Genomic DNA, 23,813 nt, shown 5'->3' with positions numbered 1-23,813 from the left:
CAAGGTCGACGCGCCGCGACGTGTGGCGGAGCGTCAACACCAGAACGTGGCGGGTCGGAATCCTTGAGGAGCGGACACTTCACTCGAACAGCAGGACGAGGGCGGGCCAGGTCGCGGAGGGCTCGCGCGACAGCCACGCCAGGCGCTCGTCGCGCAGGGCCTGGGAGGCCGGGGCTCCGGCGCGGATGCGCTCGCGCACGGACTCGAAGAAGCGCCCCGCGGTGTCGGGGATGTCGCCGGTGGAGGCAAGCACGGTGCGCGCGCCCGCCTCGATGAAGGCCACCGGCAGGCTCACCGACTCGTGGAGGAAGGGCGCGGCGCGGGCGGCGCCACACGCGGCGAGCAGCACCAGGGGCGCGCCGTGCAGCGGCTGCTCGCGCACCTGCGTCGCCGAGAGCGCGTAGCGGCCATCCTCCTCGGGCGCCAGCACCAGCAGCGAGGCGTCCGACAGCTCCGGGCTGAAGAGGCCATGGGTGTGGAGCTCTATCTCCCGCGCCTGGGCCATCTCGCGCAGCACGCGCGAGGGGGTGGCCGCCGCGCCTCGCAGCTCCACCCGCAGCGGGTCCGGGACGCGCGGCGCCTCCAGGGGCTGGAGCTTCTCGAGGCCCAGCGAGCGGGGCGCCTCCACGCCCGTCACCACCAGGTGATGGCCCGCCTGTCCGCGCGTCTCCGGGGCGACGCCCGAGCGACCCACGCGGTAGCTCCACGCCAGGTCCGCCGGCAGGAGGCCCGGCAGGCCATGCACGGGAGGAAGGGCCAGCACATCCACGTGCGCGCAGCCGCGCAGGGCCGCCACCAGCCTCGCCGGGACGAGCCCGTCGGCGGAAGCATGCAGGGGCGCGGTCCGGTGGTCGTCGTACGTGCCCACGAGCGCCCCCTGGGAGTCCTTCACGGCGGCCACCGTGCGCTCGTGGTCCACCGCCACGGCGAGCACGCAGCGCTCCGGCACGGGCACGCGCAGGGCCTGGCCCATCAGCTCCAGCACCTGCTCCTGCGCGCCGGCGCGGCCCGCGTCGCTCACCAGCACGCCATAGGCGAAGGTGCGGGCCTTGCGCGCGTCCACGTCGAACGGGAGCGCCTGGGCCGCGTCGATGGCGCCGAGCAGCAGCTCACGCCCGGACGCGCGCTCGCGCTCCAGCATGAACTGGCCCTCCAGGAAGGACAGCAGCGCCAGCTCCCCCGGCGTGCGCGGGCCGCGTCGCAGCTCGCCCAGCGTGCGCCGCATCAGGTCCTCGTCGCGCACCTGCGCGCCATGGCGGGCCAGATGGGACAACACCCAGGCGCCGGGCATGCCCAGGGGACGTCCGCAGCGCGTGGCCTGCTCCAGCTCGTCGCGCGCCTCGTCCGGACGGAAGTCCGCCCACGCCACGGAGGCCAGGTTGCGGTGCACGTACGTGCGCTGCTCGCAGTCATCGGGGATGCGCGACAGCGACTCGCGAAGGAACGCGCGCGCGCTGGCGGCGCTGTGGCGGTAGCGGGCGATCTGCGCCATCTCCTGGAGGAACTGCTGCTCCAGGTTCCACTCGCCCAACTCACGCGTCAGACGCAGGCCCTCGCGAGCCTCCTCCAGCGCGTCGGCCGGGCGGTGCAGGCGCACGAAGAGGTCCGCGAGCCTGCGCCGCAGCGTCGCGCACCGGTACGCCAGCCCCCGCCCCGTGCAGGACGCCAGGGCCGCGCGCAGCCGCTGCTCCGCCTTCCACCACTGCCCCTCGCGCTCCTCGCGCACGGACAGCTCGCGCTCGGCCAGCAGCACCAGCCACGCGTCCTGGCTGGCCCGCGCGATGCGCTCGAAGTCGTCCAGGTGTCGCTCCGCCGCGTCCAGCGTGACGAGCGCGCCCAGGTACAGGTCGTCCTCTCCGGAGCGTCGCAGCGTCTCCAGGAACGCGTCCGGGGCGGCGTGCTCCTGGCGAAGCAGCCGGGCGTAGTCGCGCGCCAGGGGCCCTCGGCGCTCGAAGTCCGCGAGCGAGACGCGGTTCACGGTGTCGGCCAGCGTGGAGCCCCCCTGGACCTCGTCCAGCACCCGCGCGAGCGGCAGCAGTCGCAGCACCGCCTCGCGCGTGGGCGCGGCCCTCACCGCGTCATAGAAGACCAGGCGCACCACGCCCGGGAAGCGGCGGGCCTCCTCGAGCGGAAGGCGCGAGCCATCCAACGAAGCGAGGTTCTGCGCCGCCGCGCGGGCATCGTGGAAGTCGCGCGAGCGCAGGTTCGTCTCGCTGCGCAGCGCCGTGGCGCGAAGGCGCGCCTCCTCGCTCCAGCCCGGCTCTGCCAGCCTCACCACCGCATCGAAGGCCTCGGCCGCCTGGAGCGACAGCCCCAGCTCGCGCAGCACCAGCGCCCGGTTCCACAGGGCCTGGGGATGGTCCGGCGCCGCGCGCAGCACGGCCTCCAGCAGCTCCAGCGCCTCCTCGTGCCGCCCCTGCTCCAGCGCGATGAGGGCCAGGTCGCTGTCGCGGTCGACGGAAGGCCGCGTGCGTCGCAGGAAATCCGACGCCTGACGCCAGTCCTGCCGCACCAGGTACGCGGCGGCGATGCCGTGCAGGTCTCCTTGCTCCTCCAGCTCGGCGAGCTCGCTCAGCGGCAGGGGCGTCGTCGACTCCGGCGCCCCGGGCCCGGCGCGCATCGGCACGTAGCGCCGATACCCATCCGCCCGCGCATACGCCACGCGCCCCTCCAGCCCTCGCTGCTCGACATGGGTGCCCCACACCTCGGGCGGCGCCTCGCGCGACATCGGCACGGCCAGCACCAGCGCCAGCAGCACCGCGGCCAGCGCCACGCCTCCCACGGCCCAGACATGCACGGCGCGCGGCCGCGTGGGGCTCAGCGAGCGCAGCCGCTGTCGCCACGACGGCCGGGGCCAGGGCGGCGTGGGCCACGCGGGCAACACCACCTCCGGCGCGGCGGTCAGCGCGTCATCGGACGGCAGCCCCTCCTCGTGGAGCGCCTGGAAGCCGAGCAGCTCCAGTTGCATCGCCTCGTGCAGGCCCGTGGCGCACATGGGACAGCGCGCCAGGTGGTGGCGGAAGTTCTCTTCGTCGACCGGGGGCAGCTCACCATCCAGGAACAGGTACAGCTTGTGACACGGGGGGCTCATGCGTCCCCTCCGCCATCCGTCAGCGGCATCAGCAGCTCGCGCAGCTCCTTGCGCGCCTGGAACAGCCAGCTGCCCACGGTGCCCTCGGGCACGCCCATGCGCTGGGCGATGGCCCGGTAGCGCAGGCCCTTGGCGTGCAGCTCGAAGGCCTCACGCACGCGGGCGTTGGGCAGCCGGGCGATGGCCTTGAGCAGGTCCGCGTCGGAGATCCGCTCCCACATCTCCCCCGTCACCGCGTCGGGAGAGCCCACGTCCTCGCGCACGAGCCGGATGTCCCGGCGCTCCTGCTCCAGCAGCTCCGTGCGGCGCTTGCGGCACTGGTCCAGGAAATGATTGGTCAACGCCCGGCACAGCCACGCGCGATACACGGGCTCCGGCTGCGCGGACAACGCCGCGTGGTGCACGAGCGCGCGCACCAGCGCCTCCTGCGCCAGGTCCTCCGGGTCGATGCCCCCCTGACCGCACAGACGCTTCGCCAGGGCCACGAGCATGGGCCTGACGCGCTGAGCAAACTCCTCGAAGCCTTCGTGTGCCACGCTGGCACTGTAGGCCACGGCGAATCGCTTCACCGAGGCAATGCGATGGTCCTTCATCGACCCCTCGCCCTCCTTCCACGCCCACTCGAAACGCAGCCACCCGGAATCCTTGGGTCGTCGTCTGGAAACCGACGCAGTCACGCTGGGTTCCGGTGGCTCCAGGACATCGCTCCGGGCCCTGGGGCCGGGTGGCCCCGGGACGTGGTGGGACTGACACCGAGCACCTCGGACGCCCGCTCGGATGCCCTACGAGCAACGCGCGCCGTCGGCCGCGCACGCGCTCAGCCCGGCGGCCCACCCGGAGGCGGGTCCCTCACGTCCGGTTTGGAGGAAGGCGGCGGCACGGCCACCTCCCCGGCGCCACCCGGCTCCACGTCGGAGGACTGTCCCGGAGTGGGGCGGTGGACCTCCGGGAGCATCACCGTCGCGGTGAGCTGCTCCGAAGACTGCGCCTCGTTCATCCTGCCCGTCATGGCACGCGGCTCCTGGGACCTCGCCCCTCTCCCGCCGGATGCGGGAGCGCGCGGTCCTCATGGAACAAAACGCCCCAGGTCCTTCTTGTTGCGTTGAACCTCCCACATCCCAGCGGGCAGGGAGCGCGCGTGCCGCGAGGCGGGCTCACTCGAACAGCAGCACGCGCGACAGCCAGCGGGCGTCGTCGGGGCGCTCGAGCAACCACGAGGCGCGCAAGTCCCTCAACGCCACCGAGGGGCGCTCTCCCGCGCGGATGCGCTCGCGCACCCGCTCGAAGAAGGCGCCCGCGGAGTCGGGAATCTCCACGGACGCCGCCAGCACCGCGCTCGCGCCCGCCTCGATGAAGGCCATGGGAAGGCTGAAGGACTCGTGGGGAAAGGGCGCCGTCCTCGCGGCCCCACAGGTGGCCAGCAACACCAGCGGCGCGTGGCTCAACCGCGCCTGGCGGACCTTGTCGACCGTCAGCACGTAGCTGCCGTCGGCCTCCGGCGCGAGCACCACCATGGACGCATCCGACTGGGACGCGCTGAACAGCCCATGCGTGTGGAGCTCCACCTCCGACGCCTGGGCCATCTCGGAGAGCACGCGCGAGGCCGTGGCCTCCGCGCCGCGCAGCTCCACGCGCCACGGGTCCGGCACGCGAGGCGGCGTCAACGGGGCCAGCCTCGACAGCCGCAGGGAAGGCGGGCTCGCCACCTCGGTGACGACCAGGTGGGTCGAGGGCCCGGTGCGAGCAGGCACTCCCCGCGCCCCCCGCCCCACGCGGTAGCTCCACGCGAGCGAGTCCGGCAACAACCCCGCGAGCCCATGGACCGGAGGACGGGTGAGCACGTCGACGTGGTCGCAGCCCGACAGCTCCTTCACCAGCTCGGCGGGCACCAGGCCCGTGGCCTCGTCGCGCAGCGGCACCTGGCGCCCCGTGGAGTACGCCCCCTTCAGCTCTCCCAAGGGCCCACGCACGAGGACGAGGGTCCGCTCGTGTTGCACGGACACCGCGAGCAGGCAGCGCTGCGCCACGGGCTCCACACGCAGCTCGTGTGCCATCAGCGTCAGGGCTTCATCCCACGCCCCCGTGCGCCCCGCCTCGGAGAGCAGCGCGGAGTAGCCGAAGGCGCGGGCCTTGCGCGCATCGACGCTGTCCGGCTCGAGGTCCGCCATCGACAGTGCCCGATGCACCAGCTCACGGCCGGAGCTGCCCGGTTGCGCGAGCAGGAACTGCCCCTCGATGACGAGCAGCAGCGACTCCAGCCCGGGAGAGACAGGCCCCCGTCGCAAGTCAGCCAGGGCCCGACGCAGCAGCGCGCCGTCCTGCGGCCGGGGCACCGAGCGCGCCATCTCCGACAACACCCAGGCGCCCGTCAGCCCCAGCGGCCGCTCACACTCCATCGCGCGCTCCAGCGCCGCGCGCGCGGCCTCCGGTCGGAAGCGCTGCCACTCCAGCAACGCCACGGTCCGATGCACATGCGTGCGCTGGGCGCAGTCCTCCGGCATGCGGCCCAGGGACTCCTCCAGATACGCGCGCGCGGTGGTGAACGCGTGCTGGTAGCGCGCCACGTCCGCCAGCTCCTGGAGGAACTCCTGCTCGAAGCGCCACTCCCGGGCCTCCAGCGCGCGCGCCCACCCCTTCCACGCGTGCTGGAAGGCCTCCGCGGGGCGGTGCTGGTCCAGGTAGAGGTCGGCGAGCCTCCGCTGCAGGCCCAGGCAGCGGTACACCAACCCCTGCTTCTGGCAGGTATCCAGCGCATCCAACAAGCGTTGCTCGGCCTTCCACCACTGGCCCTCGCGCTGCCAGAGCTTCGCCTGCTCCTGGTCCGCGAGGACGCGCATCCACGGGTCCCCGGAGGCACGCGCCAGACGAATCACCGCCTGCGAGTCGACGGGCTGCCGCTGTGAGTCCGCGAGGACCAGCGCGCCCAGGTACAAGTCCTCCTCGCCCGAGCGCCGGAGCGTCTCCAGCACCTCACCCGCCGGAGCGAGCGAGCCCATCACGAGCCGCCCATACAACCGCGCGAGCGGCCCCCGGTGCGTGAAGTCCCGCTCCGCCACCCGCGCGAGCCACGTGCGAAGGACGCTCCCGCCGTAGCGCTCGTCGAGCACGCGCGCCAGCGGCTCCAGGCGCAGCACCGCCTCACGCGAGGGCGCCGCCCTCACCGCATCGTAGAAGCCGAGCCGGAGGATGCCGGGATGCTCACGCGCCGCGGCGAGCGGCAGGGGCGCGGACGAATCCGTCACCAGCTCCCGCACCGACGCGTAGGCGTCCTTCCAGGCCCGGGCGCGCAGCGAGGTGGACTCGCGAAGCACGCGCTCGCGCTGCGCCGCCTCCTCGCGCCACCCGGGCTCCCCCAACCGGGCGACCTCACCGAACGCGTCGGCCGCCAGGAGCGGCAGCCCCAGCTCGCTCAACGCCAGGGCCCGGTTCCACAGGGCCTGGGGGTGTCGAGGCCACTCGCGCAGGACCCCCGAGAGCAGCTCCAGCGCTTCCTCCAGCCGCGCCGGTCGGGTGTCGAGCGAGCCCTCCTGTCGCGCCTGCTCCAGGGCCAGCAGCGCCAGGTCGCAATCCCGGTCCGCCGAGGCGGGCATGCGCTTCAAGAAGGCCTGTGCCTGTCGGGGCGCGCCATGGAGCAGATAGGCCGTGGCGACGCCGTGGAGATCTCCGCGCGCCTCCATCCGCCACAAGTCCTGCAGCGGCAGCGAGGGTACCGGCGATTGCGCCGCGTCAGCCCCCCGGTCCGGCACATACGGTCGATGGTGGGCATCCACCGCCCGATACGTCACCCGCCCCTCCAGCACGCGAGGGCCTTCCGCGGACAGCCAGGCGCTCTGCTCCCCGCCCCACGGGAGGGAGAAGGGCAGGAGCATCCACACCGCGACGCCCGCCACCAACACCTCGAGCCCGCGCAGCCCCCGGAGCCACGTCCGCCGAGCCCGCCGCTCCGCGGGCGCCGATGGCGCGGGCGCGTCCGACGAGGCCACCTCCTGCGCCTGCGCGAGGTGCGCGAGCAGCTCGAGCTGCATCGACTCCCGGAAGCGCGCCTCGCACGCGCCGCAGCCCCCCAGATGCTGTCGGAACCTCCCCTGCTCCCGAGCCTGCATCTGTCCATCGAGGAAGCGTTGCAAGTCCTTGCAATCAACCGTCATTGCCTCCGCTCCCGCCGACGCCGCTCAGCCGTCTCCCTCAAGACCTCGCGCAGCTCCAAGCGCGCGTGGTGCAGCCGCGCCCCCACCGTGCCCGGCGCCACGCCCGTCTCCCGGGCGATTCGCGAGTAGGACCACCCTTGGAGATACAGCTCGAACGTCCGACGCAGCGTGGGGCTCAGGAAGCTCAGCGCCCACCGCAAGTCCTCCACGCCGACGTAGCCCCAGAGTTCGTCCTGCTCCAGCCCGTCGTGCTCCTCCGCGTCCACCGACAGCTCGAGCAGCCCCCGCAGCCGGTCCGACTCACTGCGGCGACGCCGACACCGGTCCAGGAAACAGTTCTCCGCCACCCGCCCCAGCCACGAGCGCTGCTTGAAGCAGTCCCATCGCTGTAGGTGCTCCCACCGGAGGAGCGCACGAAGCAATACATCGTGCACCAAGTCCTCCACTTCGTGTTCAATCCCGACACAGTACTTGCGAAGAATGGCAAACAACAGCGGCTGATACTGACGGGCGAAGGCCTCGAAGTCCGAGCCTGGCTCCCCTGACGGAGGCTCCACCACCCTCAATCGCGGCCTCGAGCGCATTGCCCCTCCTCCTTGACCAGAGAACGCGTCAGGTCTGCTTTATTGCCGACACCCCCTTATTCTTACAAACACGCCACCCCTGGGATGAGGAGGGAACGTCCAAGGTGGGGTGTTGTGATGACAACACGACACGGCCCCGCGGGGTGTCATGACGCAGCGGCGGAGAGCGGTGCGGGCTGCTTCAGCGGCAACGTGAGGGTGAAACATGCGCCCCCCAGCGACTCGGAGCGGCTGGCCCGCACGGTGCCTCCGTGGCGCTCCAGGATGCCTCGAGCGATGGCCAATCCCAGCCCTGTCCCCGGACGAGGACCCTCGCGCCGCCGCCCCGTGACGAAGGGCTGGAACAGCCGGGGCAACAGCTCCGGTGGGATGCCCGGACCGCTGTCCTCCACGTGGACCTGGAGCATCGTGTCGGATTGAGACAGGCGGACCTGGAGCCTGGGCCTCGCGACCTCCCCCAGCGCGAGCAAGGCATTCTCCAGGACAATGACAAACACCTGGGAGAGCTGGGATTGGTCCGCCTCGACGGCCAGGGGCTCGCCTTCCTCCAGGTCAAAGGAGACATCCGGCGCCAGGGTGCCCAATCCCTGTCGCGCGGTGGAGTACGCCAGCGCCACCGTGGCATGGACATCCACCCGGCGCAGCTCCAGCGGGCGGGGCCGGCCATAACGCAACAGCTCGTCGACGAAGTGCCCCGCGCGGGAAATCTGCTCGCGCATGCCGGCCAGGGTGTCCGCGTCCGCGCCCTGGCGCTCCAGCAGCTTCAGCTGAGCGGCGAGCACGCCCAGCGGGTTTCGCACCTCGTGGGCCACGGCCGAGGAGAACTGCCCCAGCTCCGCCAGGCGCGCGGCCTGGTCCGCGCGGGTCTCCTGCTCCGCCAGCGCCGCCACCAGTTCCGTGCCCGTGGCGCGCCCTCGCAGCAGCCTGCGTCCCAGCCACTCCTGGAGCCCCTGGCGCAGGGGCTCGAAGGCGAGCGCCGCCAGGGCGAGCAGGAAGAAGGCGCCCGCGCGGTACTCGGCGAGGAAGGGCTGGCCGCTGCCCGCCATCAGCGTCAGCACGCCGAAGAGGAAGCCCGCGGACAGCACCGCCGCCATCGCCGAGTAGACGAGGCTGCGCTCCAGGAGCCTGCGCTCGGAGGGCGGCTGGTGCGCGTTGATGACGTGCACGAGCACCAGCAACGAGGCCAGCACCAGGTACATCCCGAAGGGCAGCGCGTAGCCGGCGGACAGGAGCAGCGCCGTGGCCAGCCCGCCCGAGTACGCGAGCGCGCCGACGATGCCCAGGCTGCGCAGGAGCGGACGGCGCTCGGGCGTCTCCTTGCGGTACGAGCGCGCCAGGAGCACCAGGGGCACGCCCGCCGCGGAGACCGACAGCGCCATGGTGGGCCAGAACAGCGGGCCGCGCCTCATCGCCAGGGGGCCGTACAGCGCGTCCGGGAAGAGCGCCCCCACCAGCGTGACGACGGTGGCCACGACGTACGCGAGCACCACCAGCCGGGGGGAGCGCTGGCGCGAGACGTCCTGCGCGGTGTGGAAGAAGGCGGCGGCGGTGAAGGCGCCACTGGCGGCGAAGCGCTCACCGAGCCACGCGGCCTGGGGCACGCACAGCAGCAGCAGCGAGCCGCTCCAGAACGCGGTGGCCAGGCAGTACAGCGTCAGCCCCGCGGCGTCGCGGCCTCGCAGCGCGGCCGTGAAACACAAGAGGAGCGACACCGACAGGACCGGCACCAGGCTGTAGGCGAACAGGGGCCCCATGGACGGAGTGTGGCAGATGTTCCTAGTGTGCGCCCCGTCGGCGCCTCGAGGCGCTCCGACGTCACCAGGAGTCATGAGCAGTGCGGCATTTCGCGATGGTCGCGGCAGGGGCCACCCTGTGGGGGTGCTGGTCCCTCTTCCTCCGGCCCGCGGGCCTGTCCTGGGCGCAGAACGCGTTCCTGGCGCTGGTCGCCATGTCGCTGCCGGTGCCCCTGCTGCTGCGCGGCGCCCCGTTCCATGACCGGCGCGCCACCGTGGCCCTGCTCGTCGTGGCCCTGGCGGACGCGGCCAACATCAGCCTGTTCTTCGCCGCCATGAAGCGGGGCCCCGTGTCGGTGGCCGTGCTCACGCACTATCTCGCGCCCCTGCTGCTCGCGCTCGCCGCGCCCTGGGTGCTGGGGGAGAAGCGCTCCGTGCGGGCCCTGGTGGCCGGGCCCGTAACGCTGGCGGGGCTGGTGATGCTCATCGGCCGGCCCGACGGACAGGGAGGAACGGGGATGACGGCGGCGCTCGGCGCGGGCAGCGCCCTGTTCTTCGCGGCCATCGTCCTGGGGACGAAGGCGGCGACGCGAGCCTACTCACCCCTGGCCGTGGCCTCGCTGCACGCGCCGGTGTCCGCCGGGGTGCTGCTTCTCATCGCCGGGACGGACGCGCTGCCGACCGCGCTGGACCCGGCCACCCTCCAGGTGCTCGCCGGGGGCGCGGTGTGCGGCCTTGCCGGGACGTGCCTCTTCAATGCGGGGCTGAGCCGGGTGCCCACGGCGGCGGCCGGGGCGTTGACGTACCTGGAGCCGCTCACGGCCTCCCTGGTGGGCTGGGCCGTCTTCTCCGAGGCGCTCACACCCGTGGGCGTGGCGGGGGGACTCCTGGTGCTGGCCGCGGGGGTCTGGGTCGCCTCCGAGCGTCGGGCGCCCGCGTCAAGCATGGCCCTCCCGTCCGCCACGTCTTGAAATCTCCACCCAACTCCCCACTTGCAAGGTCGGGGAATCCTTTGGTCCTCTTGGGCCAACGCAGCTCCTCCCCGCAGCGCCGTGCTTGCGACGCCGTATGCCCATGGAAACCGCAGCAGACAGTCGTGAGTACCGCGTCCTCTTCTTCTGCCCCGCGTCAAGCGCGAGGTTGGAGCGGCTGGAGGCGCCCGTGCGACGGCTGCTGTCGCGCATCCAGGCCCCGCCCGCGGAGCTGACGCCCATCCAGGAGTCCGGGGCGCTGTCGGAGGCCGGGTGGCAGGTGTACCTGGTGCGCTCGCTCACGGAGCGCTCGGCGGCGCAGGCCATGGCCGCGTACGTCAGCGAGGCCACGTGCGCGCTGGCGGCCGAGGTCGACGCCGAGGTGCTGGGGCTCTACGTGGACGTCTCCGGAGACTCGGCGCGCATCTGTCGCTGCGGGCCGGAGGATGGACCGGAGACCTTCGCGGGCCGTCGGCAGGCCGCGCTCAACCGCACGGCCGAGTGGCTGGAGGTCGCGCCCATCCTGCTCTCCGCCATCTTCCAGCTCGACGTGCCGGACGCGGACTACGAGCCGGACGCGGATGACCGCTTCGTGGAGGAGAAGCTTCGTGAGGCGCGCGTCCTGATGGAGCGCTACCGTCAGGGGAAATGAGGTCTCGAACTCCGGAGGACCTCGCGGGCCGCTGTCCGCGCTGCTTCCTGCCTTCCCCGCTGTGCCTGTGCGCCGAGCTGCCGAGCATCCCCACGCGCACGGAGCTGCTCGTCATCCGGCACCACAAGGAGACGCTCAAGTCGACGAACACCGCGCGCATGGCGGCGCTCGCGCTGCCGCGCTGTCACATCGTCTCGTATGGCTCGCCGGGTCAGCGCTTCGATGCGTCGGTGCTGGAGGACGACGGCTCCACGTGGTTGCTCTTCCCGGACGCGCAGCAGACGGCCGCGCCGGAGGCCGAGAAGCCCCGGCGGCTCATCGTCCTGGATGGCAGCTGGGGACAGGCGCGCCGCATGGTGCAGCGACTGCCGGGGTTGCGCAGGCTGCCCGGACTGAAGCTGCCTCCGCCGCCCCTGGATTCACGCCGGCTGCGCAGGCCGCCGCATCCGGACGGCATGTCGACGATTGAGGCCATCGCCGGCGCGCTCACGTACCTGGAGGGTGAGGACGTGTCCCGCCCGCTCTACGACCTGCACGAGAAGATGATCGACCGCGTGCTCGCGAGCCGCGGCCGGGGCCCCGCGCCTTCGTGTGACGAGGACGACGGCGACTGAGCGTCGCGTCGTCTCACGAAGCGGACAGCGGACTCAGCAGGAGGCGCCCTCGGTGCAGCGCGCCTTGCGCATCTGCTCGGCGAACGGCACGGGCTCCAGGAAGCCGGTGACGCGCGGGCGCTTGAGCTCCGTGCCCGTCTGCGACACGAAGGCCACCGTGGGCAGGCCCTCCACGCCGAAGCGCTCCATCAGCGCGTCGAGCGCGTCGTCGCTGTTCGTCGCGTCGATCTTGATGGTGAGGAACTGCCCCTCGGACGACTGCGAGATGACCTGCGGCGCCGGGTACGTCTCGCGGTCCAGCTCCTTGCAGGCCGCGCACCAGTCCGCGAAGAAGTCGATGAGCACCGGCCGCCCCTCGGCCTTCGCCTGGGCCAGCACCTGGTCGAACGCCTCGCGGGAGAAGGTCGCCTTCTTCGCGGGCATCACGTGGTCCCACGCCCACGTCGGCGCACGCGGACGCTCGGCCATGCCCAGGCGCACCCACAGCTCGCCCACCGGGCCCGCGTCCAGCGCGCCGCCGCGCACCATCAGCGCCACCACCACCAGCGCCACACCGAACGCCTTGAACGAGAAGTCGCGCGCGCCTTCCTTGAACGAGCGGTGCACCGCGCCCAGGAGCACGCCCACCACCGCGAGCCCCCCCGCCAGCGCCGCGCCCGGCAGTCGCCCCAGCTCCGCGCCCGCCGCCTTCACCACGTCACGCGCCCACGGCGACGCGTCCTTCAGGTAGCTGAACGCCAGCGCGACGAGCATGATGCCCAGCACGCTCTTCACCCACTCCATCCACACGCCGCTCTTGGGCAGCCTCACCGTGGACACCCCGAGGATGAAGAACGGCACGCCGATGCCCAAGGCGTAGATGAACAGCAGCGACGCGCCGAGCGTCACGTTCGCCGTCTTCGCCACGAAGGCGAGCAGCCCCGTGAGCACCGGCCCCGTGCACGGCGCCGCCAGGAAGCCCGACACGCTGCCCATCAGGAACGCGCCCGCCACCCCCGCGCCGCCCACCGAGTTCAGCCGCGTCTGCAGCCCCGACGGCAGCGCCAGCTCGAACGCGCCGAACATCGACGAGGCGAGCAACAGCAGGAACACCGCCAGCCCCGTCACCACCGCGGGGTGCCCCAACATCGAGCCGAACGCCTGGCCCGTCTTCGCCGCCAGGATGCCCAGCCCGCTGAACACCACGCCCATGCCCACGATGTAGGACGTGGTGAGCAGCATCGCCTTGCCCCGGCTCTCCGCCTTGCGGGCCCCGAAGACGGAGACCGTGATGGGGATGAGCGGGTAGACGCAGGGCGTCAGCGCGGTGAGCAACCCGCCGCCGAAGACGATGGCCGCGCCGAGGAAGAGGCTGCCGGACTCCAGGAAACGCGCCGCGTCGAGCTCCGTGCTGGGGCCGGTGGGCAACAGCCACGGCACCACCACCACCGCCACGCCGGCCAGTACGGCCATCAACCCGAGCTTCTTGGCATCCATGCGCGCTCTCTTCCGTCATCCCCAGCAAAAAGGGCCCGCTTTGTATACGCAGGCCCCGGCCCGGGGGCTACTGCGCCGTGGGGGCAAGCGAGGAGGCGGGCACCTTCAGGCCCGCGGACCGCGCCAGCCCCATGACGCCCTCCACCGCGGCGGCGATGTAGCCAAAGGGGTTCGCCCCATCCACCGCCGTGACGTGGACCTCGCCCATCTTCTGCTGGAACGCGGCCGCCACCTGGGGGAGCTGCTGCGCCAGCGTCATCTGGATGACCTCCGGGCTGATGGTGTTCTCGATGTCCCGCAGGGCCCGGGCCCGCGACAGCTCCAGCTCCTGCCGCGCGTTCTCCCGCCGCACCTCCAGCTCCGCGATGGCCACCTCCGCCTCCGCGATGCCGCGCCGCGACTGCACCACCTGCAGCTGCGCCTTGAGCTTCTCGACCTCCTGGAGCTGCTCGGCCAGCTGCCCCTCGTGCCGGGCCGCCGCCTGCTCCTGCTCCCGGCGCAGCCGCTCCAGCTCCATCTGCGCCAGCGCGTTCTGCTGCTCCTGCTCACGGCGCAGCCGCTCCAGCTCGATGGTCGCCTTGGCGCTCTCGGTCTCCTGCTCGCGCTGCAGCCGCACCAGCTCGAAGCGCGCCTGGGCGGCCTCGGCCTCCTGCAACAGCTTCTGCTTCTCCAGCTCCAGCTTCGCGCGGCCCACGTCCGCGTCCTGCTCACGCTTGAGCTTCTCCAGGGCGATGCGCGCGCGGGCCCCCTCCAGCTCCTGCTCGCGCGACAGCTTCTCCATCTCCACCTGCGCGCGGCTCGTCGCCAGCTGCCGCTCGGAGACGATCTTCGCCTCGGCCAGCCGCGCCTCGGCGGTGAGCGCCTCCAGCTTGGCCTGCTCGTCGGCCACCTGCTTCTTCTGACGCACGTCCTGCTCGGCGGCGAGCTTGGTGAGCGCCACCTCGCGCTCCACCGTGGCCTGCTCCTGCTTGAGCGTGCGCTCCTGGGCGAGCTTCGCCTCGGCCACGCGCGCCTCGACGGCCAGCGTCTCCAGCCGCGACTGCTCGTCCGCGGTCTGCCGGCGCTGGCGCACCTCGTCCTCGGCCTCGAGCTTCTGGAGGCTCAGCTGCCGCTCGGCCTCCGTCTCCTCGCGGTGGACGAAGCGCTCCTTGGCCAGCTCCGCCTCGCGGGCCTGGCGCTCCTGCTCGCGGCGGAAGCGCGCCTGCATGTTCTCGAAGACGGTGGACGACAGGACGCGCACGTCCTGGATCTCAATCGTGTCCAGCAGCACGCCCCAACCCGCGTCCGTCGAGTCCGCCAGGCGCCCCTGCCCCGACAGCACCGGCGCGATTTCGCGCATCAGCTCCGCGGCGATGCCCTCCTTGCGCCGGGACAGGCACTCCTCCACGGAGAGGTTCGCCACCAGCCTGCGCGCGGCGCCCACGAACATCTCGCGCAAGAGCTCCGCCAGCTTCTCCTGCGCCCGCTCCGGGAAGGAGAAGTTCAGCATGCGGAAGGCCACCAGCGGATCCGCGATGCGGTACACCGCCAGGCCCGTCACCTGCACGCCCACCTTCTCGCTCGTCACCTGGTCCGCGGTGAACTGCAGCCGCTGGATGCTGGTGGGGACGATCGCCACCGAGTCACCCGGCAGCTTGAAGCAGCTGGCCCCCTGGCCGCTGATGTCGCGCACGCGGCCGCGGCGCATGTGGACCAGGAACTCGCTCGGCCGGGCGGTGATGAGGCCCCAGCGCTTCATCTTCTCCGGGTCCTCCGCGGGCTTCCCCGCACGCCAGCCGTCCGAGTAACGGTTCTTATCCATCCCCCCACCGCCCCCCTCCATCCGGACGAGCTGTGCACGGCCCTGCTCTGTCGACTCCGACGACTCCTTCACCCGCTTCGCGTTCGCGCTCATGCCTGCCTCCTGGCGACGCGCCCCGGTTGCAGCCCCCCGGCCAGCCCCACGCCCCTCGGGAAATCAGCCGCTTGCGCGCGATGAGGCCCCCGCCTCGCCCCATTCCGGACCACCCCGCGCCAGGACGGCCCACCTGGGTTGATCCACCCCGGCGCGGCCGTTCCAACGCCGACAGCCCCTCCTTCCGGCCAGTCCCAACGGGTCTCCCGTACGCCTTATGTTCGCTTGACCCGAGGGCACCCGATTTTATAATTGACCAGTCCGGTCCACATTCATGTGTGACGGTGTATGCCCGCCGCAGCGCGCCCCTGGGTGGCGCCGGGGTGCGGGGGCAGTCGCAAGCCCCTTCAGGAAGGTGTGGGACGCAATGGTGAAGCTGCCGATCTACATGGACAACCACGCCACCACGCCGCTGGACCCGCGCGTGCTGGACGTGATGCTCCCCTATCTGCGCGAGGACTTCGGCAACGCGTCCAGCCGCAACCACGTGTTCGGCTGGAAGGCCGAGGCGGCGGTGAAGAAGGCCCGGCAGCAGGTGGCGGAGCTCATCGGCGCGACGGAGCAGGAGATCGTCTTCACCTCCGGCGCCACCGAGTCCGACAACCTGGCCATCAAGGGGGTCATCGAGTACTACAAGTCGAAGGGTGACCACATCATCACCCTGAAGACCGAGCACAAGGCCATCCTGGACACCTGCAAGCGCCTGGAGCGCGTGCGCCAGGAGCGCCTGGACGAGCTCAAGCTCTTGCGCCTGTCGCAGCTCGCCGAGCGCGACGTGTCGCCCGAGGAAGTGGCGGAGCTCTCCGCGAAGCATGATCTGGAGAACGACGCGACGTACAAGAAGTGGGCGGACCTGCCCACCGGCGGCGCGCGCGTGACGTACCTGGACGTGGAGCAGGACGGCCGGGTCAACCTGGAGAAGCTCGAGGAGGCGATGACGCCTCGCACGGTGCTGGTCTCCATCATGTTCGCCAACAACGAGATTGGCGTGGTGCAGCCCATCGCGGAGATTGGCGCGCTGTGCCGCAAGAAGGGCATCCTCTTCCACTGCGACGCGGTGCAGGGCATCGGCAAGGTGCCCTTCGATGTCGAGGCCATGAAGGTGGACCTGGCCTCCATCACCTCGCACAAGATGTACGGCCCCAAGGGCATCGGCGCGCTGTACGTGCGCCGCAAGCCGCGCGTGCGCATCGCCCCCATCATCGACGGCGGCGGCCATGAGCGCGGCATGCGCTCGGGCACGCTCAACGTGTCGGCCATCGTCGGCTTCGGCCACGCGGCGCAGCTGGCGCGCGAGGAGCTGGCCGAGGAGTCCGCGCGGATCCTCCGGCTGCGCGAGAAGCTGCGCAAGGGCCTCACGGACGCGCTGGACATGACCATCATCAACGGCTCGCTGGAGCACCGCCTGCCGGGCAACCTCAACATCTCCTTCGCCCACGCCGAGGGCGAGTCCCTGATGATGGGCATCAAGGACGTGGCGGTGTCGTCCGGCTCCGCGTGCACGTCCGCCTCGCTGGAGCCCTCGTATGTGCTGCGCGCGCTGGGCGTGGACGAGGAGCTGGCGCACAGCTCCATCCGCTTCGGCCTGGGGCGCTTCACCACGGAGGAGGAGGTCGACTACGTCGTCCAGCTCGTCGTGGACAAGGTGCGCAAGCTGCGCGACATGAGCCCGCTGTACGAGATGGCCAAGGAAGGCATCGACCTCAAGAGCATCGAGTGGACGGCGCATTAGCGCGCCTTCCCGAGCAATCAGCGGGGCGCATGGCTCCCCGGACGGTGGGCATTGCTCGCCGGAACCTTTGGTGCGAAGCATCGGTTGAAGGAGTTGGCATGGCTTACAGCGACAAGGTCATCGACCACTACGAGAACCCCCGCAACGTCGGGACGATGGACAAGGAAGACCCGAACGTCGGCACGGGTCTGGTCGGCGCGCCCGCGTGCGGCGACGTGATGCGCCTGCAGCTAAAGATCTCGGACGACGGCCTCATCGAGGACGCGCGGTTCAAGACCTTCGGCTGTGGCTCCGCCATCGCGTCCTCGTCGCTCGTCACCGAGTGGGTGAAGGGCAAGACGGTGGACCAGGCGATGACCATCTCCAACAAGGACGTGGCCCGGGAGCTGGCGCTGCCGCCGGTGAAGATCCACTGCTCGGTCCTCGCCGAGGACGCCATCAAGGCGGCCATCGAGGACTTCAAGAAGAAGCGCGCCGCGCGCAAGGCCCAGGCATCTTGAGTCCTGGGAGCACGGTGCTCTCCACATGACTCCAGGAGGTGAACCCATGAGCGAACAGGCGACCCAGCAGATGACGCCCGGCCCGGTGGCCAACGCGGCGCCCGTGGCCAAGGCCGCCCCCAAGGGCATCGTCGTGGCGGACAGCGCCGTGGCGCGGCTCAAGGAGCTCCTGGAGCAGCGCCAGACGCCCGAGGCCGGCCTGCGGCTGGCCGTGAAGGGCGGCGGGTGCTCGGGCCTCCAGTACTCCATGGAGTGGTCCGAGAAGGCCCGCGAGCGCGACAAGATCTTCGAGAAGGACGGCGTGCGCGTCTTCGTGGACCCGAAGAGCTACCTGTACCTCATCGGCACGGAGCTGGTCTTCGAGCAGACGCTCATGGCCTCCGGCTTCAAGCTCAACAACCCCAACATCAAGGCCGCGTGCGGCTGCGGAGAGAGCTTCTCCGTCTGACGTGGGGACAGCCCTCGTCCCTCGCCTCGCGCGGGGGACCTCCAGTCACGCGGGGTCCGGCCAGCCGCCGGGCCCCTTTCGTTTATCCGCCCCCCTGCCCCCATGGAGCACACCGAGTGAGGACCCACTTCGACGTCTTCGGGCTGCCGCGCGCCTATGACGTGGACGTGCCGGCGCTGGAGAAGCAGTACCGCGAGCTGTCGCTCCAGCTGCATCCGGACCGCGTGGCCCAGGCCGACGCGCGCGAGCGCCTCAAGGCCCTGGAGGGCACCACCGCCCTCAACGAGGCCTTCAAGGCGCTCAAGGACCCGGTGCGCCGCGCCTTCTACCTGCTCAAGCTCCACGGCGTGGACCTGGACCGCGAGGACGCGGGCGCGCAGAAGGACATGCCCCTGGAGTTCCTCGAGGAGGTCATGGAGCTGCGCGAGGCGCTCGACACCGCCATGGAGAAGAAGGACCTGGCGCGGGTGCAGGCCATGGGCACCCAGGTGGAGGGGCGGCGCAAGGCGGCGCTCGACGAGGCGGCCGGTGCCCTGCGCGCCCTGGAGGGCGAGGGTGACTCACAGTCTCCGGTGAGAAAGGCGTCGCATGCCCTGGGTCGGGTGCGCTACTTCACGCGCTTTCTCGAGCAGGTGGAAGCGTTCGAGGAGGAGAGTCTGTCGTGAGCAAGAACGGCTACCTGCAGATCCATGATCCGCTCAAGCCCAAGGGCCAGGCGGTGGGCATCGACCTGGGCACCACCCACTCGCTGGTGGCGGCGGTGACGCAGGGCAAGCCCCGCTGCGTCCCGGTGGACGAGGGCGACTCGCTGCTCTTGCCCTCCGTGGTGCACTACGGCCAGGACGGCGGCGTGGTGGTGGGCGTCCGGGCTCGCGCGCTCGCGGCCTCGCACCCCACGGACACCATCGCGTCGGTGAAGCGCTTCATGGGCCGAGGCCCCGAGGACGCCGAGACGCGCAAGCTGGGCCACTACAAGTTCGTCCCCGGCGCCAAGGTGGTCCGCTTCGATGTGTCGGGCGGCAACCCGGTGACGCCGATTGAGGTCTCCGGCGAAATCCTGCGTGCGCTGAAGCGCCGCGCCGAGGCGCAGTTCTCCAGCAAGGTGGAGCAGGCCGTCATCACCGTGCCGGCGTACTTCGACGACGCCCAGCGCCAGGCCACCAAGGACGCGGGGCGGCTCGCGGGCCTGGAGGTGCTGCGCCTGCTCAACGAGCCCACCGCCGCCGCGCTCGCGTACGGCCTGGACAAGGGCAGCCAGGGCACGTTCGCCGTCTACGACCTGGGCGGCGGCACCTTCGACATCTCCATCCTCAAGCTGGTGGACGGCGTCTTCGAGGTGAAGTCCACCGGCGGCGACTCGGCCCTGGGCGGCGACGACTTCGACCGGGCGATTGCCACGAAGGCGTTCGAGGCGCTCGGAATCACCGAGCCCTCCCCTGCCCTGGTCGCCGAGGCGCTCGCGTCCTCGCGCAAGGCCAAGGAGGCCCTCACCGACGCTGCCGAGGCCACCGTCACGGTGGATGGCCGGACGCACGCGGTGAAGCGCGCGGACTTCGACGCGTGGATCCAGCCGCTGGTGGCGAAGACGGGCATCGTCTGCCGTCGGGCGCTGAAGGACGCGGGCGTGGCGGCGGGCGAGCTGGACGGCGTCATCCTGGTGGGCGGCTCCACCCGCGTGCCGGCGGTGCGCCGGTTCGTGGCGGAGATGTTCGGCCGCGAGCCCCTGGGCGACATCGACCCGGACCAGGTGGTGGCGCTGGGCGCCGCGGTGCAGGCGGACCTGCTCACCAACGCGGACCGGCAGGACGAGGTGCTGCTGCTGGACGTGATTCCGCTGTCGCTCGGGCTCGAGACGATGGGCGGAATCACCGAGAAGCTCATCCTGCGCAACTCCACCATCCCCACCGCGGCCGCGCAGGTGTTCACCACGTTCAAGGACGCGCAGACGGGCCTGGACGTGCACGTGGTGCAGGGCGAGCGGGAGCTGGTGGAGGACAACCGCAGCCTCGCGCGCTTCACGCTCTCCGGCATCCCCCCGCTCGCCGCCGGCATGGCGCGCGTGGAGGTGCGCTTCCAGGTGGACGCCGACGGCATCCTCTCCGTCTCCGCGAAGGAGCAGAGCACCGGCGCCACCCAGTCCATCACCGTCAAGCCCAGCCACGGCCTCACCGAGGATGAAATCGAGCGGATGCTGCTCGACTCCATCGAGTACGCCGAGGACGACATCCAGGCCCGGCAGCTGCGCGAGCAGCGGGTGGACGCCGAGCGCATGCTGGCCGAGGCGGACCGTCAGCTGGGCGAGCACGCCTCGCTGCTCCAGGACGGCGAGAAGGCCACCATCGACGCGGCCATCGCCCGCGTGCGAGAGGTGGCCCAGGGCAACGACTACCTGAAGCTCAAGGAGGCCGTGCACGCCCTGGACGAGACGTCCCGGCCCTTCATCGAGCGGGTGATGAACAAGGCCATCACCCAGGTTGTCGCTGGCCACTCGGTGGAGGAGTACTGACGTGCCCAAGGTCACCTTCAAGAGCCCGCTGGCCGAGGTCAGCGTGGACGTCCCCCCCGGGACCATCCTCCTGGACGCAGCCGAACAGTCGGGGGCCCAGGTGGGCCACAGCTGTGGCGGGGTCTGCGGCTGCTCCACCTGTCACATCTGGGTCCGCAAGGGCCTGGACTCGCTCAGCGAGCAATCGGACGCGGAGGCGGACCGGTTGGACATGGGGTTCGACGTGCGTCCGTACTCCCGGTTGAGCTGCCAGACGGAGGTCAGCCAGGAGGACGTGGTGGTCGAAATCACCGAGGAGTCCCTCACGGCCTTCATGGACGAGAACCCGGTCATCCGCCGGGCCCTGGAGGCCGAGGGGAAATGGCCGCTGAAGAAGTGAGGTTGTTACGTAGTTCTTGACGAGCCGGGGCAGGACACCTATATGTCCGCCCCATCGCAGCGACGCCACGGCGCCGAGGCGGTGAAGCCACCTGCCCAGGTGGTGGAATTGGTAGACACACTAGATTCAGGGTCTAGCGCCTGCAAGGGCATGGAGGTTCGAGTCCTCTCCTGGGCACAAAGTCGATAAGGGGTCCCGGTTTCAAACCGGGGCCCCTTTTCGCTTTTCAGGGGTCCGCGCTCCGCGCCCGGCTCACTGCGGCGCCGGCTCCACCGCTTCATGCGCCACGTGCTGCGCGGCCTCGCGCGCCAGGCTGCCGCCCTTCCTTAGGTCACGGATGCGAATCTTCCGGATGTAGACGGAGACGGCGCCCACGCCGGCCTGGCTGAACACCGTGCCCAGGTGGGTGAGCGTGGCGAACGCGGCCGCGTCCTCGGGGGTGGCGCCCAGGCTGCGGGCCGCCCAGCTGGTGACGAAGTAGTAGATGCCCATGCCCGCGGGCACGCCCGGGAGCGCCTGCCCCAGGGAGATGGCGCCCAGCACCACCGCGCCCGCGAAGAGGCCGCCGGAGATGCCGATGCCGTGGAGCGCCAGCCCGTAGGCCAGCGCCGACGCGAGCACCGGGCCCACCGAGTAGAAGAGCACCTTGCCCATGCCGATGAAGGAGCGCGCGGAGCCCAGCCCGTCGCTGACGTGGTGGAGGAAGCCCTCCAGCCGCGGGAAGCGGTGGCGCCGGTGCAGCGCGTTCGCCAGCGGGAGCGACCAGTGGGCCAGCAGCACCACGAGCGCGACGAGCCCCACGCACAGGGACACCGCCACCTTCAGCTGCCCCTGGAAGCGCGTGAGGGTGGAGCCGAAGGGCCCCAGCAGCGACAGCGTCACCAGCATCATCAGCGCGGCGAACTCCATCAGCTTGCCGACGGCGACGGTGCCCAGGCAGCGCAGGAACGGGATGCGCTCGGTGCGCGACAGCAGGAACGAGCGGAGGATGTCGCCCAGCTTCCCCGGCAGCGCGTTGTGGACGAAGGCGCCGATGGCCACCAGGTGGTAGCGCTCGCGGAAGGGCACGCGCTTGCGCAGGGTGCTCTGCCACTGCACCGCGCGCAGCGGGATGATGGAGCCCTGCAGCATGACGAAGGGGACCAGCCACACCAGGTGACCGGGCAGGTCCCTCAGGAAGTCGTCCAGCGGGAAGCGCGGCTGCAGCAGGGGGCCTGGGCCCTTCGGGTTCCAGTGGAAGAAGGCCGTGGAGAGCAGGACGACGGACAGCACCAGCCCCACCACGCCGAGCAGCACCTTGGGCAGGCTCAGGCCCCGCGCGGACGGCCTGGGCCACACGGCCTTCGTGCGACGCCCAGGGGCCTTCATTGCACCCACCTCAAGCGAGGCGCCTGCCGCACATAGACCTCCGCGAGCCGGTCATGCAGTTGGGCGCAGTGCCCCAGTCCGGACAGGTCCACCGGCGCGTTCGTGGGCCAGCACACCAGGCTGTTGGCCTCCGTGCGCGTCAGCCCGCCGTGCGAGCCGAACTCCCACGCGAAGCCCACCGTGCCGCCCCGGCGCACCGCCTCTCCGAAGACGACCAGGTCTCCCGCCGTCGTCATCGCCGGCAGCCCTCGCAGGAAGTCCGCCACCGCGCGGCGGCTGAACTCGGGCGACAGCGGCGCGCGCTCCACCTCGTCCGGGCCGTACACGCCGCCGCGAATCACCGCCACCGCGGAGTGACCTCGTCTCAGCGCGACGATGCCGATGTCCTCGCTGCGCGTGGCGCGCGCCAGCACCTCCGGATGTCGCGCGAGCAGCGCGCGAGCCTCCAGCGGCTCTCGCGCACCGGAGAGATAGACGTGCGCGAAGTTGCCGCACTCGACGATGACGGGCTCGAAGGGCGCGCTCGGCACCGAGTCCTGAAGCGGACGTCCGTCGCGCAGTCCGCGCACCACGTCCTCGGACAGCTCGCCAGGCGCACCCTCGAGGAGCAGCGACTCCAGCCGTCGCCCCTGGCGCTGCTCCAACGGCACGGCGTCCACGTGGCCGTGGTCCGACAGGATGATGACGTCGTAGGGGTGCTCCACCGATTGGGACATCGCGTAGAGGTCCTCCAGGTACGCGTCCACGCGGTGCAGCTCGGACAGCGCCAGCGTTGAGCGAGGCCCCCGGCGGTGCGCCACCTCGTCGTAGTTTCCGAACACCAGGTAGATGGCGGGCACGCCGCGCACCATGTCCACCAGCGCCTTGGTGTACGCGAAGCTCCAACCCAGCCGCTGCAACAACACGCGGCTGACGAGGAAGGACTGCTCGTGCCGCCAGTCGTGCAGCGCGTGGGCCCAGTGGGCCACCTCGCGCGCCGAGCGCCACGTGTCCATGCCGAACGCGCCGAGGAAGTCCCAGAGGCCGCGCGTGCGCCCCGCCGACAGGCCCATCATCTCGTACGAGAACGCGCGCGACATCTGCTTGAAGCTCGCCAGCGTGCTCATGCTGAGCGCGTTCCGGGCGCCCGCGCGGAACAGCGAGAAGTAGCCGTGGCCGCCTCCATCCAACAGGCTCTCGCGCCCCTGGCCTCGCAGGCGCTCGTCGATGACGTGTGCGTCCGTGGGCGTGCTCATCCGCACCTGTCGTCCCAGCTCCCTGTCGAACCAGGAATATGCGGGCAGGTTCGAATTCCGCAGGCCGTACAGGAGCCCCGCCTGGAAGTACGGCGTGGAGGTGGGCGCGCCCCAGAAGGCGTCATCCAATTGAAACGTGCCGGAGCGGATGAGTCGTGAGACGAACGGGAGCTTGCCGGCGACAATCGCCTCGTCCAGCAGGGCCTTGGGTACGCCGTCGAGGTGGATGAGCAGCAGATTCCTGCGCCGATGCGCCGCTGCGGGCGGAACTTTCGTTCCAATCCGCCGCGCGAGCCCATGGGCCCACATCCAGGACGCCGGAGTAATCACACCACTCACGTTGACGCCTCCCCTCCCTCACCCGCCAGAATGAGCACTCGGGGGGACGGCCGCCTTCAGTCGAAGGCAGCCCTCCTGGAAAGCAGGCGGGCAGGTAGCGCCGTCCTTCTGTCGGGATGGTTCCGACTCAGAGAGACGTCACC

Annotated in this window: 19 protein-coding genes and 1 tRNA gene; 10 read left to right on the top strand and 10 right to left on the bottom strand. The window is 71.3% G+C overall.

What is annotated here, in order from left to right:
- Positions 1–79: 79 nt before the first annotated feature.
- From K8640_RS02660 to K8640_RS02635, 6 genes are all read right to left on the bottom strand, one after another.
- Positions 80–3,091 carry a CHAT domain-containing protein gene (locus tag K8640_RS02660; protein ID WP_223745624.1) on the bottom strand — a complete coding sequence of 1,004 codons (3,012 nt, stop codon included), beginning with the start codon at positions 3,089–3,091 and terminating at the stop codon, positions 80–82.
- Complete coding sequence (locus K8640_RS02655; RefSeq protein ID WP_223745623.1) at positions 3,088–3,684, bottom strand: RNA polymerase sigma factor; 597 nt, start codon at positions 3,682–3,684, stop codon at positions 3,088–3,090. Before K8640_RS02655 ends, K8640_RS02660 begins: the two co-directional genes overlap by 4 nt.
- A gap of 224 nt (positions 3,685–3,908) precedes the next feature.
- Positions 3,909–4,100 (bottom strand): hypothetical protein, encoded by a 192-nt coding sequence (locus tag K8640_RS02650; RefSeq protein WP_223745622.1) that lies wholly within the window; start codon positions 4,098–4,100, stop codon positions 3,909–3,911.
- Positions 4,101–4,245: 145 nt separating this feature from the next.
- Positions 4,246–7,239, bottom strand: a complete 2,994-nt coding sequence (locus tag K8640_RS02645; protein WP_223745621.1) for a CHAT domain-containing protein — start codon at positions 7,237–7,239, stop codon at positions 4,246–4,248.
- Positions 7,236–7,823, bottom strand: coding sequence for an RNA polymerase sigma factor (locus K8640_RS02640; protein ID WP_223745620.1), 588 nt, complete (start codon positions 7,821–7,823; stop codon positions 7,236–7,238). Before K8640_RS02640 ends, K8640_RS02645 begins: the two co-directional genes overlap by 4 nt.
- Before the next feature lie 146 nt (positions 7,824–7,969).
- Positions 7,970–9,577 carry a sensor histidine kinase gene (locus tag K8640_RS02635; RefSeq protein WP_223745619.1) on the bottom strand — a complete coding sequence of 536 codons (1,608 nt, stop codon included), beginning with the start codon at positions 9,575–9,577 and terminating at the stop codon, positions 7,970–7,972.
- A gap of 80 nt (positions 9,578–9,657) precedes the next feature.
- On the opposite strand from K8640_RS02635, the gene K8640_RS02630 reads away from it, so the two are divergent.
- The 3 genes from K8640_RS02630 to K8640_RS02620 all read left to right on the top strand — a co-directional run bounded on the left by K8640_RS02630 (position 9,658) and on the right by K8640_RS02620 (position 11,793).
- The gene (locus K8640_RS02630; protein ID WP_223745618.1) at positions 9,658–10,527 is read left to right on the top strand and encodes a DMT family transporter; all 870 of its coding nucleotides are present in this window, start codon (positions 9,658–9,660) and stop codon (positions 10,525–10,527) included.
- A 103-nt stretch (positions 10,528–10,630) separates the two neighbouring features.
- On the top strand, positions 10,631–11,179 hold the full coding sequence (locus K8640_RS02625; protein ID WP_141325169.1) for a hypothetical protein: 549 nt from the start codon (positions 10,631–10,633) through the stop codon (positions 11,177–11,179).
- Positions 11,176–11,793, top strand: coding sequence for a tRNA-uridine aminocarboxypropyltransferase (locus tag K8640_RS02620; RefSeq protein WP_223745617.1), 618 nt, complete (start codon positions 11,176–11,178; stop codon positions 11,791–11,793). Before K8640_RS02625 ends, K8640_RS02620 begins: the two co-directional genes overlap by 4 nt.
- Positions 11,794–11,826: 33 nt before the next feature.
- On the opposite strand, the gene K8640_RS02615 is transcribed toward K8640_RS02620, so the two are convergent.
- Both K8640_RS02615 and K8640_RS02610 read right to left on the bottom strand, forming a co-directional pair.
- Complete coding sequence (locus K8640_RS02615) at positions 11,827–13,269, bottom strand: protein-disulfide reductase DsbD (protein ID WP_223745616.1); 1,443 nt, start codon at positions 13,267–13,269, stop codon at positions 11,827–11,829.
- Between the two features lie 67 nt (positions 13,270–13,336).
- On the bottom strand, positions 13,337–15,163 hold the full coding sequence (locus K8640_RS02610) for an SPFH domain-containing protein (RefSeq protein ID WP_223745615.1): 1,827 nt from the start codon (positions 15,161–15,163) through the stop codon (positions 13,337–13,339).
- A gap of 370 nt (positions 15,164–15,533) precedes the next feature.
- Between K8640_RS02610 and K8640_RS02605 the strand changes: the two genes are divergently transcribed.
- From K8640_RS02605 to K8640_RS02575, 7 genes are all read left to right on the top strand, one after another.
- Positions 15,534–16,895 (top strand): IscS subfamily cysteine desulfurase, encoded by a 1,362-nt coding sequence (locus K8640_RS02605; protein ID WP_223745867.1) that lies wholly within the window; start codon positions 15,534–15,536, stop codon positions 16,893–16,895.
- Positions 16,896–16,993: 98 nt separating this feature from the next.
- On the top strand, positions 16,994–17,395 hold the full coding sequence (gene iscU / locus K8640_RS02600) for a Fe-S cluster assembly scaffold IscU (RefSeq protein WP_015351027.1): 402 nt from the start codon (positions 16,994–16,996) through the stop codon (positions 17,393–17,395).
- A gap of 46 nt (positions 17,396–17,441) precedes the next feature.
- Positions 17,442–17,843, top strand: a complete 402-nt coding sequence (locus K8640_RS02595) for an iron-sulfur cluster assembly accessory protein (protein WP_141325174.1) — start codon at positions 17,442–17,444, stop codon at positions 17,841–17,843.
- 116 nt (positions 17,844–17,959) lie between these two features.
- A complete protein-coding gene (gene hscB, locus K8640_RS02590; RefSeq protein ID WP_223745614.1) occupies positions 17,960–18,508 on the top strand; it encodes a Fe-S protein assembly co-chaperone HscB in 549 nt (182 codons plus the stop codon).
- A complete protein-coding gene (gene hscA, locus K8640_RS02585) occupies positions 18,505–20,349 on the top strand; it encodes a Fe-S protein assembly chaperone HscA (RefSeq protein WP_223745613.1) in 1,845 nt (614 codons plus the stop codon). Before hscB ends, hscA begins: the two co-directional genes overlap by 4 nt.
- Before the next feature lies 1 nt (position 20,350).
- On the top strand, positions 20,351–20,728 hold the full coding sequence (locus K8640_RS02580; RefSeq protein ID WP_046715064.1) for a 2Fe-2S iron-sulfur cluster-binding protein: 378 nt from the start codon (positions 20,351–20,353) through the stop codon (positions 20,726–20,728).
- 93 nt (positions 20,729–20,821) lie between these two features.
- Positions 20,822–20,905 (top strand) — tRNA-Leu (locus K8640_RS02575).
- A 75-nt stretch (positions 20,906–20,980) separates the two neighbouring features.
- Here the strand turns inward: K8640_RS02575 and K8640_RS02570 are convergent.
- Together K8640_RS02570 and K8640_RS02565 are read right to left on the bottom strand one after the other, a co-directional pair.
- Positions 20,981–22,096, bottom strand: a complete 1,116-nt coding sequence (locus tag K8640_RS02570; RefSeq protein ID WP_223745612.1) for a lysylphosphatidylglycerol synthase transmembrane domain-containing protein — start codon at positions 22,094–22,096, stop codon at positions 20,981–20,983.
- A complete protein-coding gene (locus tag K8640_RS02565) occupies positions 22,093–23,640 on the bottom strand; it encodes an alkaline phosphatase family protein (RefSeq protein ID WP_223745866.1) in 1,548 nt (515 codons plus the stop codon). The genes K8640_RS02570 and K8640_RS02565 overlap by 4 nt, the downstream gene beginning before the upstream one ends.
- Positions 23,641–23,813 lie beyond the last annotated feature (173 nt).

Source organism: Myxococcus sp. XM-1-1-1 (assembly GCF_020037095.1).
Taxonomy (GTDB): Bacteria; Myxococcota; Myxococcia; order Myxococcales; family Myxococcaceae; genus Myxococcus; species Myxococcus fulvus.
Note: the sequence above shows the minus strand (reverse complement) of the source record. Positions and strands in the feature narration are given on the sequence as shown.

Bases quoted from the DNA above. Each gene is read 5' to 3' on its own strand.
- K8640_RS02660 (WP_223745624.1), bottom strand. From the start codon at position 3,091: ATGAGCCCCCCGTGTCACAAGCTGTACCTGTTCCTGGATGGTGAGCTG.
- K8640_RS02655 (WP_223745623.1), bottom strand. From the start codon at position 3,684: ATGAAGGACCATCGCATTGCCTCGGTGAAGCGATTCGCCGTGGCCTAC.
- K8640_RS02650 (WP_223745622.1), bottom strand. From the start codon at position 4,100: ATGACGGGCAGGATGAACGAGGCGCAGTCTTCGGAGCAGCTCACCGCG.
- K8640_RS02645 (WP_223745621.1), bottom strand. From the start codon at position 7,239: ATGACGGTTGATTGCAAGGACTTGCAACGCTTCCTCGATGGACAGATG.
- K8640_RS02640 (WP_223745620.1), bottom strand. From the start codon at position 7,823: ATGCGCTCGAGGCCGCGATTGAGGGTGGTGGAGCCTCCGTCAGGGGAG.
- K8640_RS02635 (WP_223745619.1), bottom strand. From the start codon at position 9,577: ATGGGGCCCCTGTTCGCCTACAGCCTGGTGCCGGTCCTGTCGGTGTCG.
- K8640_RS02625 (WP_141325169.1), top strand. From the start codon at position 10,631: ATGGAAACCGCAGCAGACAGTCGTGAGTACCGCGTCCTCTTCTTCTGC.
- K8640_RS02620 (WP_223745617.1), top strand. From the start codon at position 11,176: ATGAGGTCTCGAACTCCGGAGGACCTCGCGGGCCGCTGTCCGCGCTGC.
- K8640_RS02615 (WP_223745616.1), bottom strand. From the start codon at position 13,269: ATGGATGCCAAGAAGCTCGGGTTGATGGCCGTACTGGCCGGCGTGGCG.
- K8640_RS02610 (WP_223745615.1), bottom strand. From the start codon at position 15,163: ATGAGCGCGAACGCGAAGCGGGTGAAGGAGTCGTCGGAGTCGACAGAG.
- iscU (WP_015351027.1), top strand. From the start codon at position 16,994: ATGGCTTACAGCGACAAGGTCATCGACCACTACGAGAACCCCCGCAAC.
- K8640_RS02595 (WP_141325174.1), top strand. From the start codon at position 17,442: ATGAGCGAACAGGCGACCCAGCAGATGACGCCCGGCCCGGTGGCCAAC.
- K8640_RS02570 (WP_223745612.1), bottom strand. From the start codon at position 22,096: ATGAAGGCCCCTGGGCGTCGCACGAAGGCCGTGTGGCCCAGGCCGTCC.
- K8640_RS02565 (WP_223745866.1), bottom strand. From the start codon at position 23,640: ATGTGGGCCCATGGGCTCGCGCGGCGGATTGGAACGAAAGTTCCGCCC.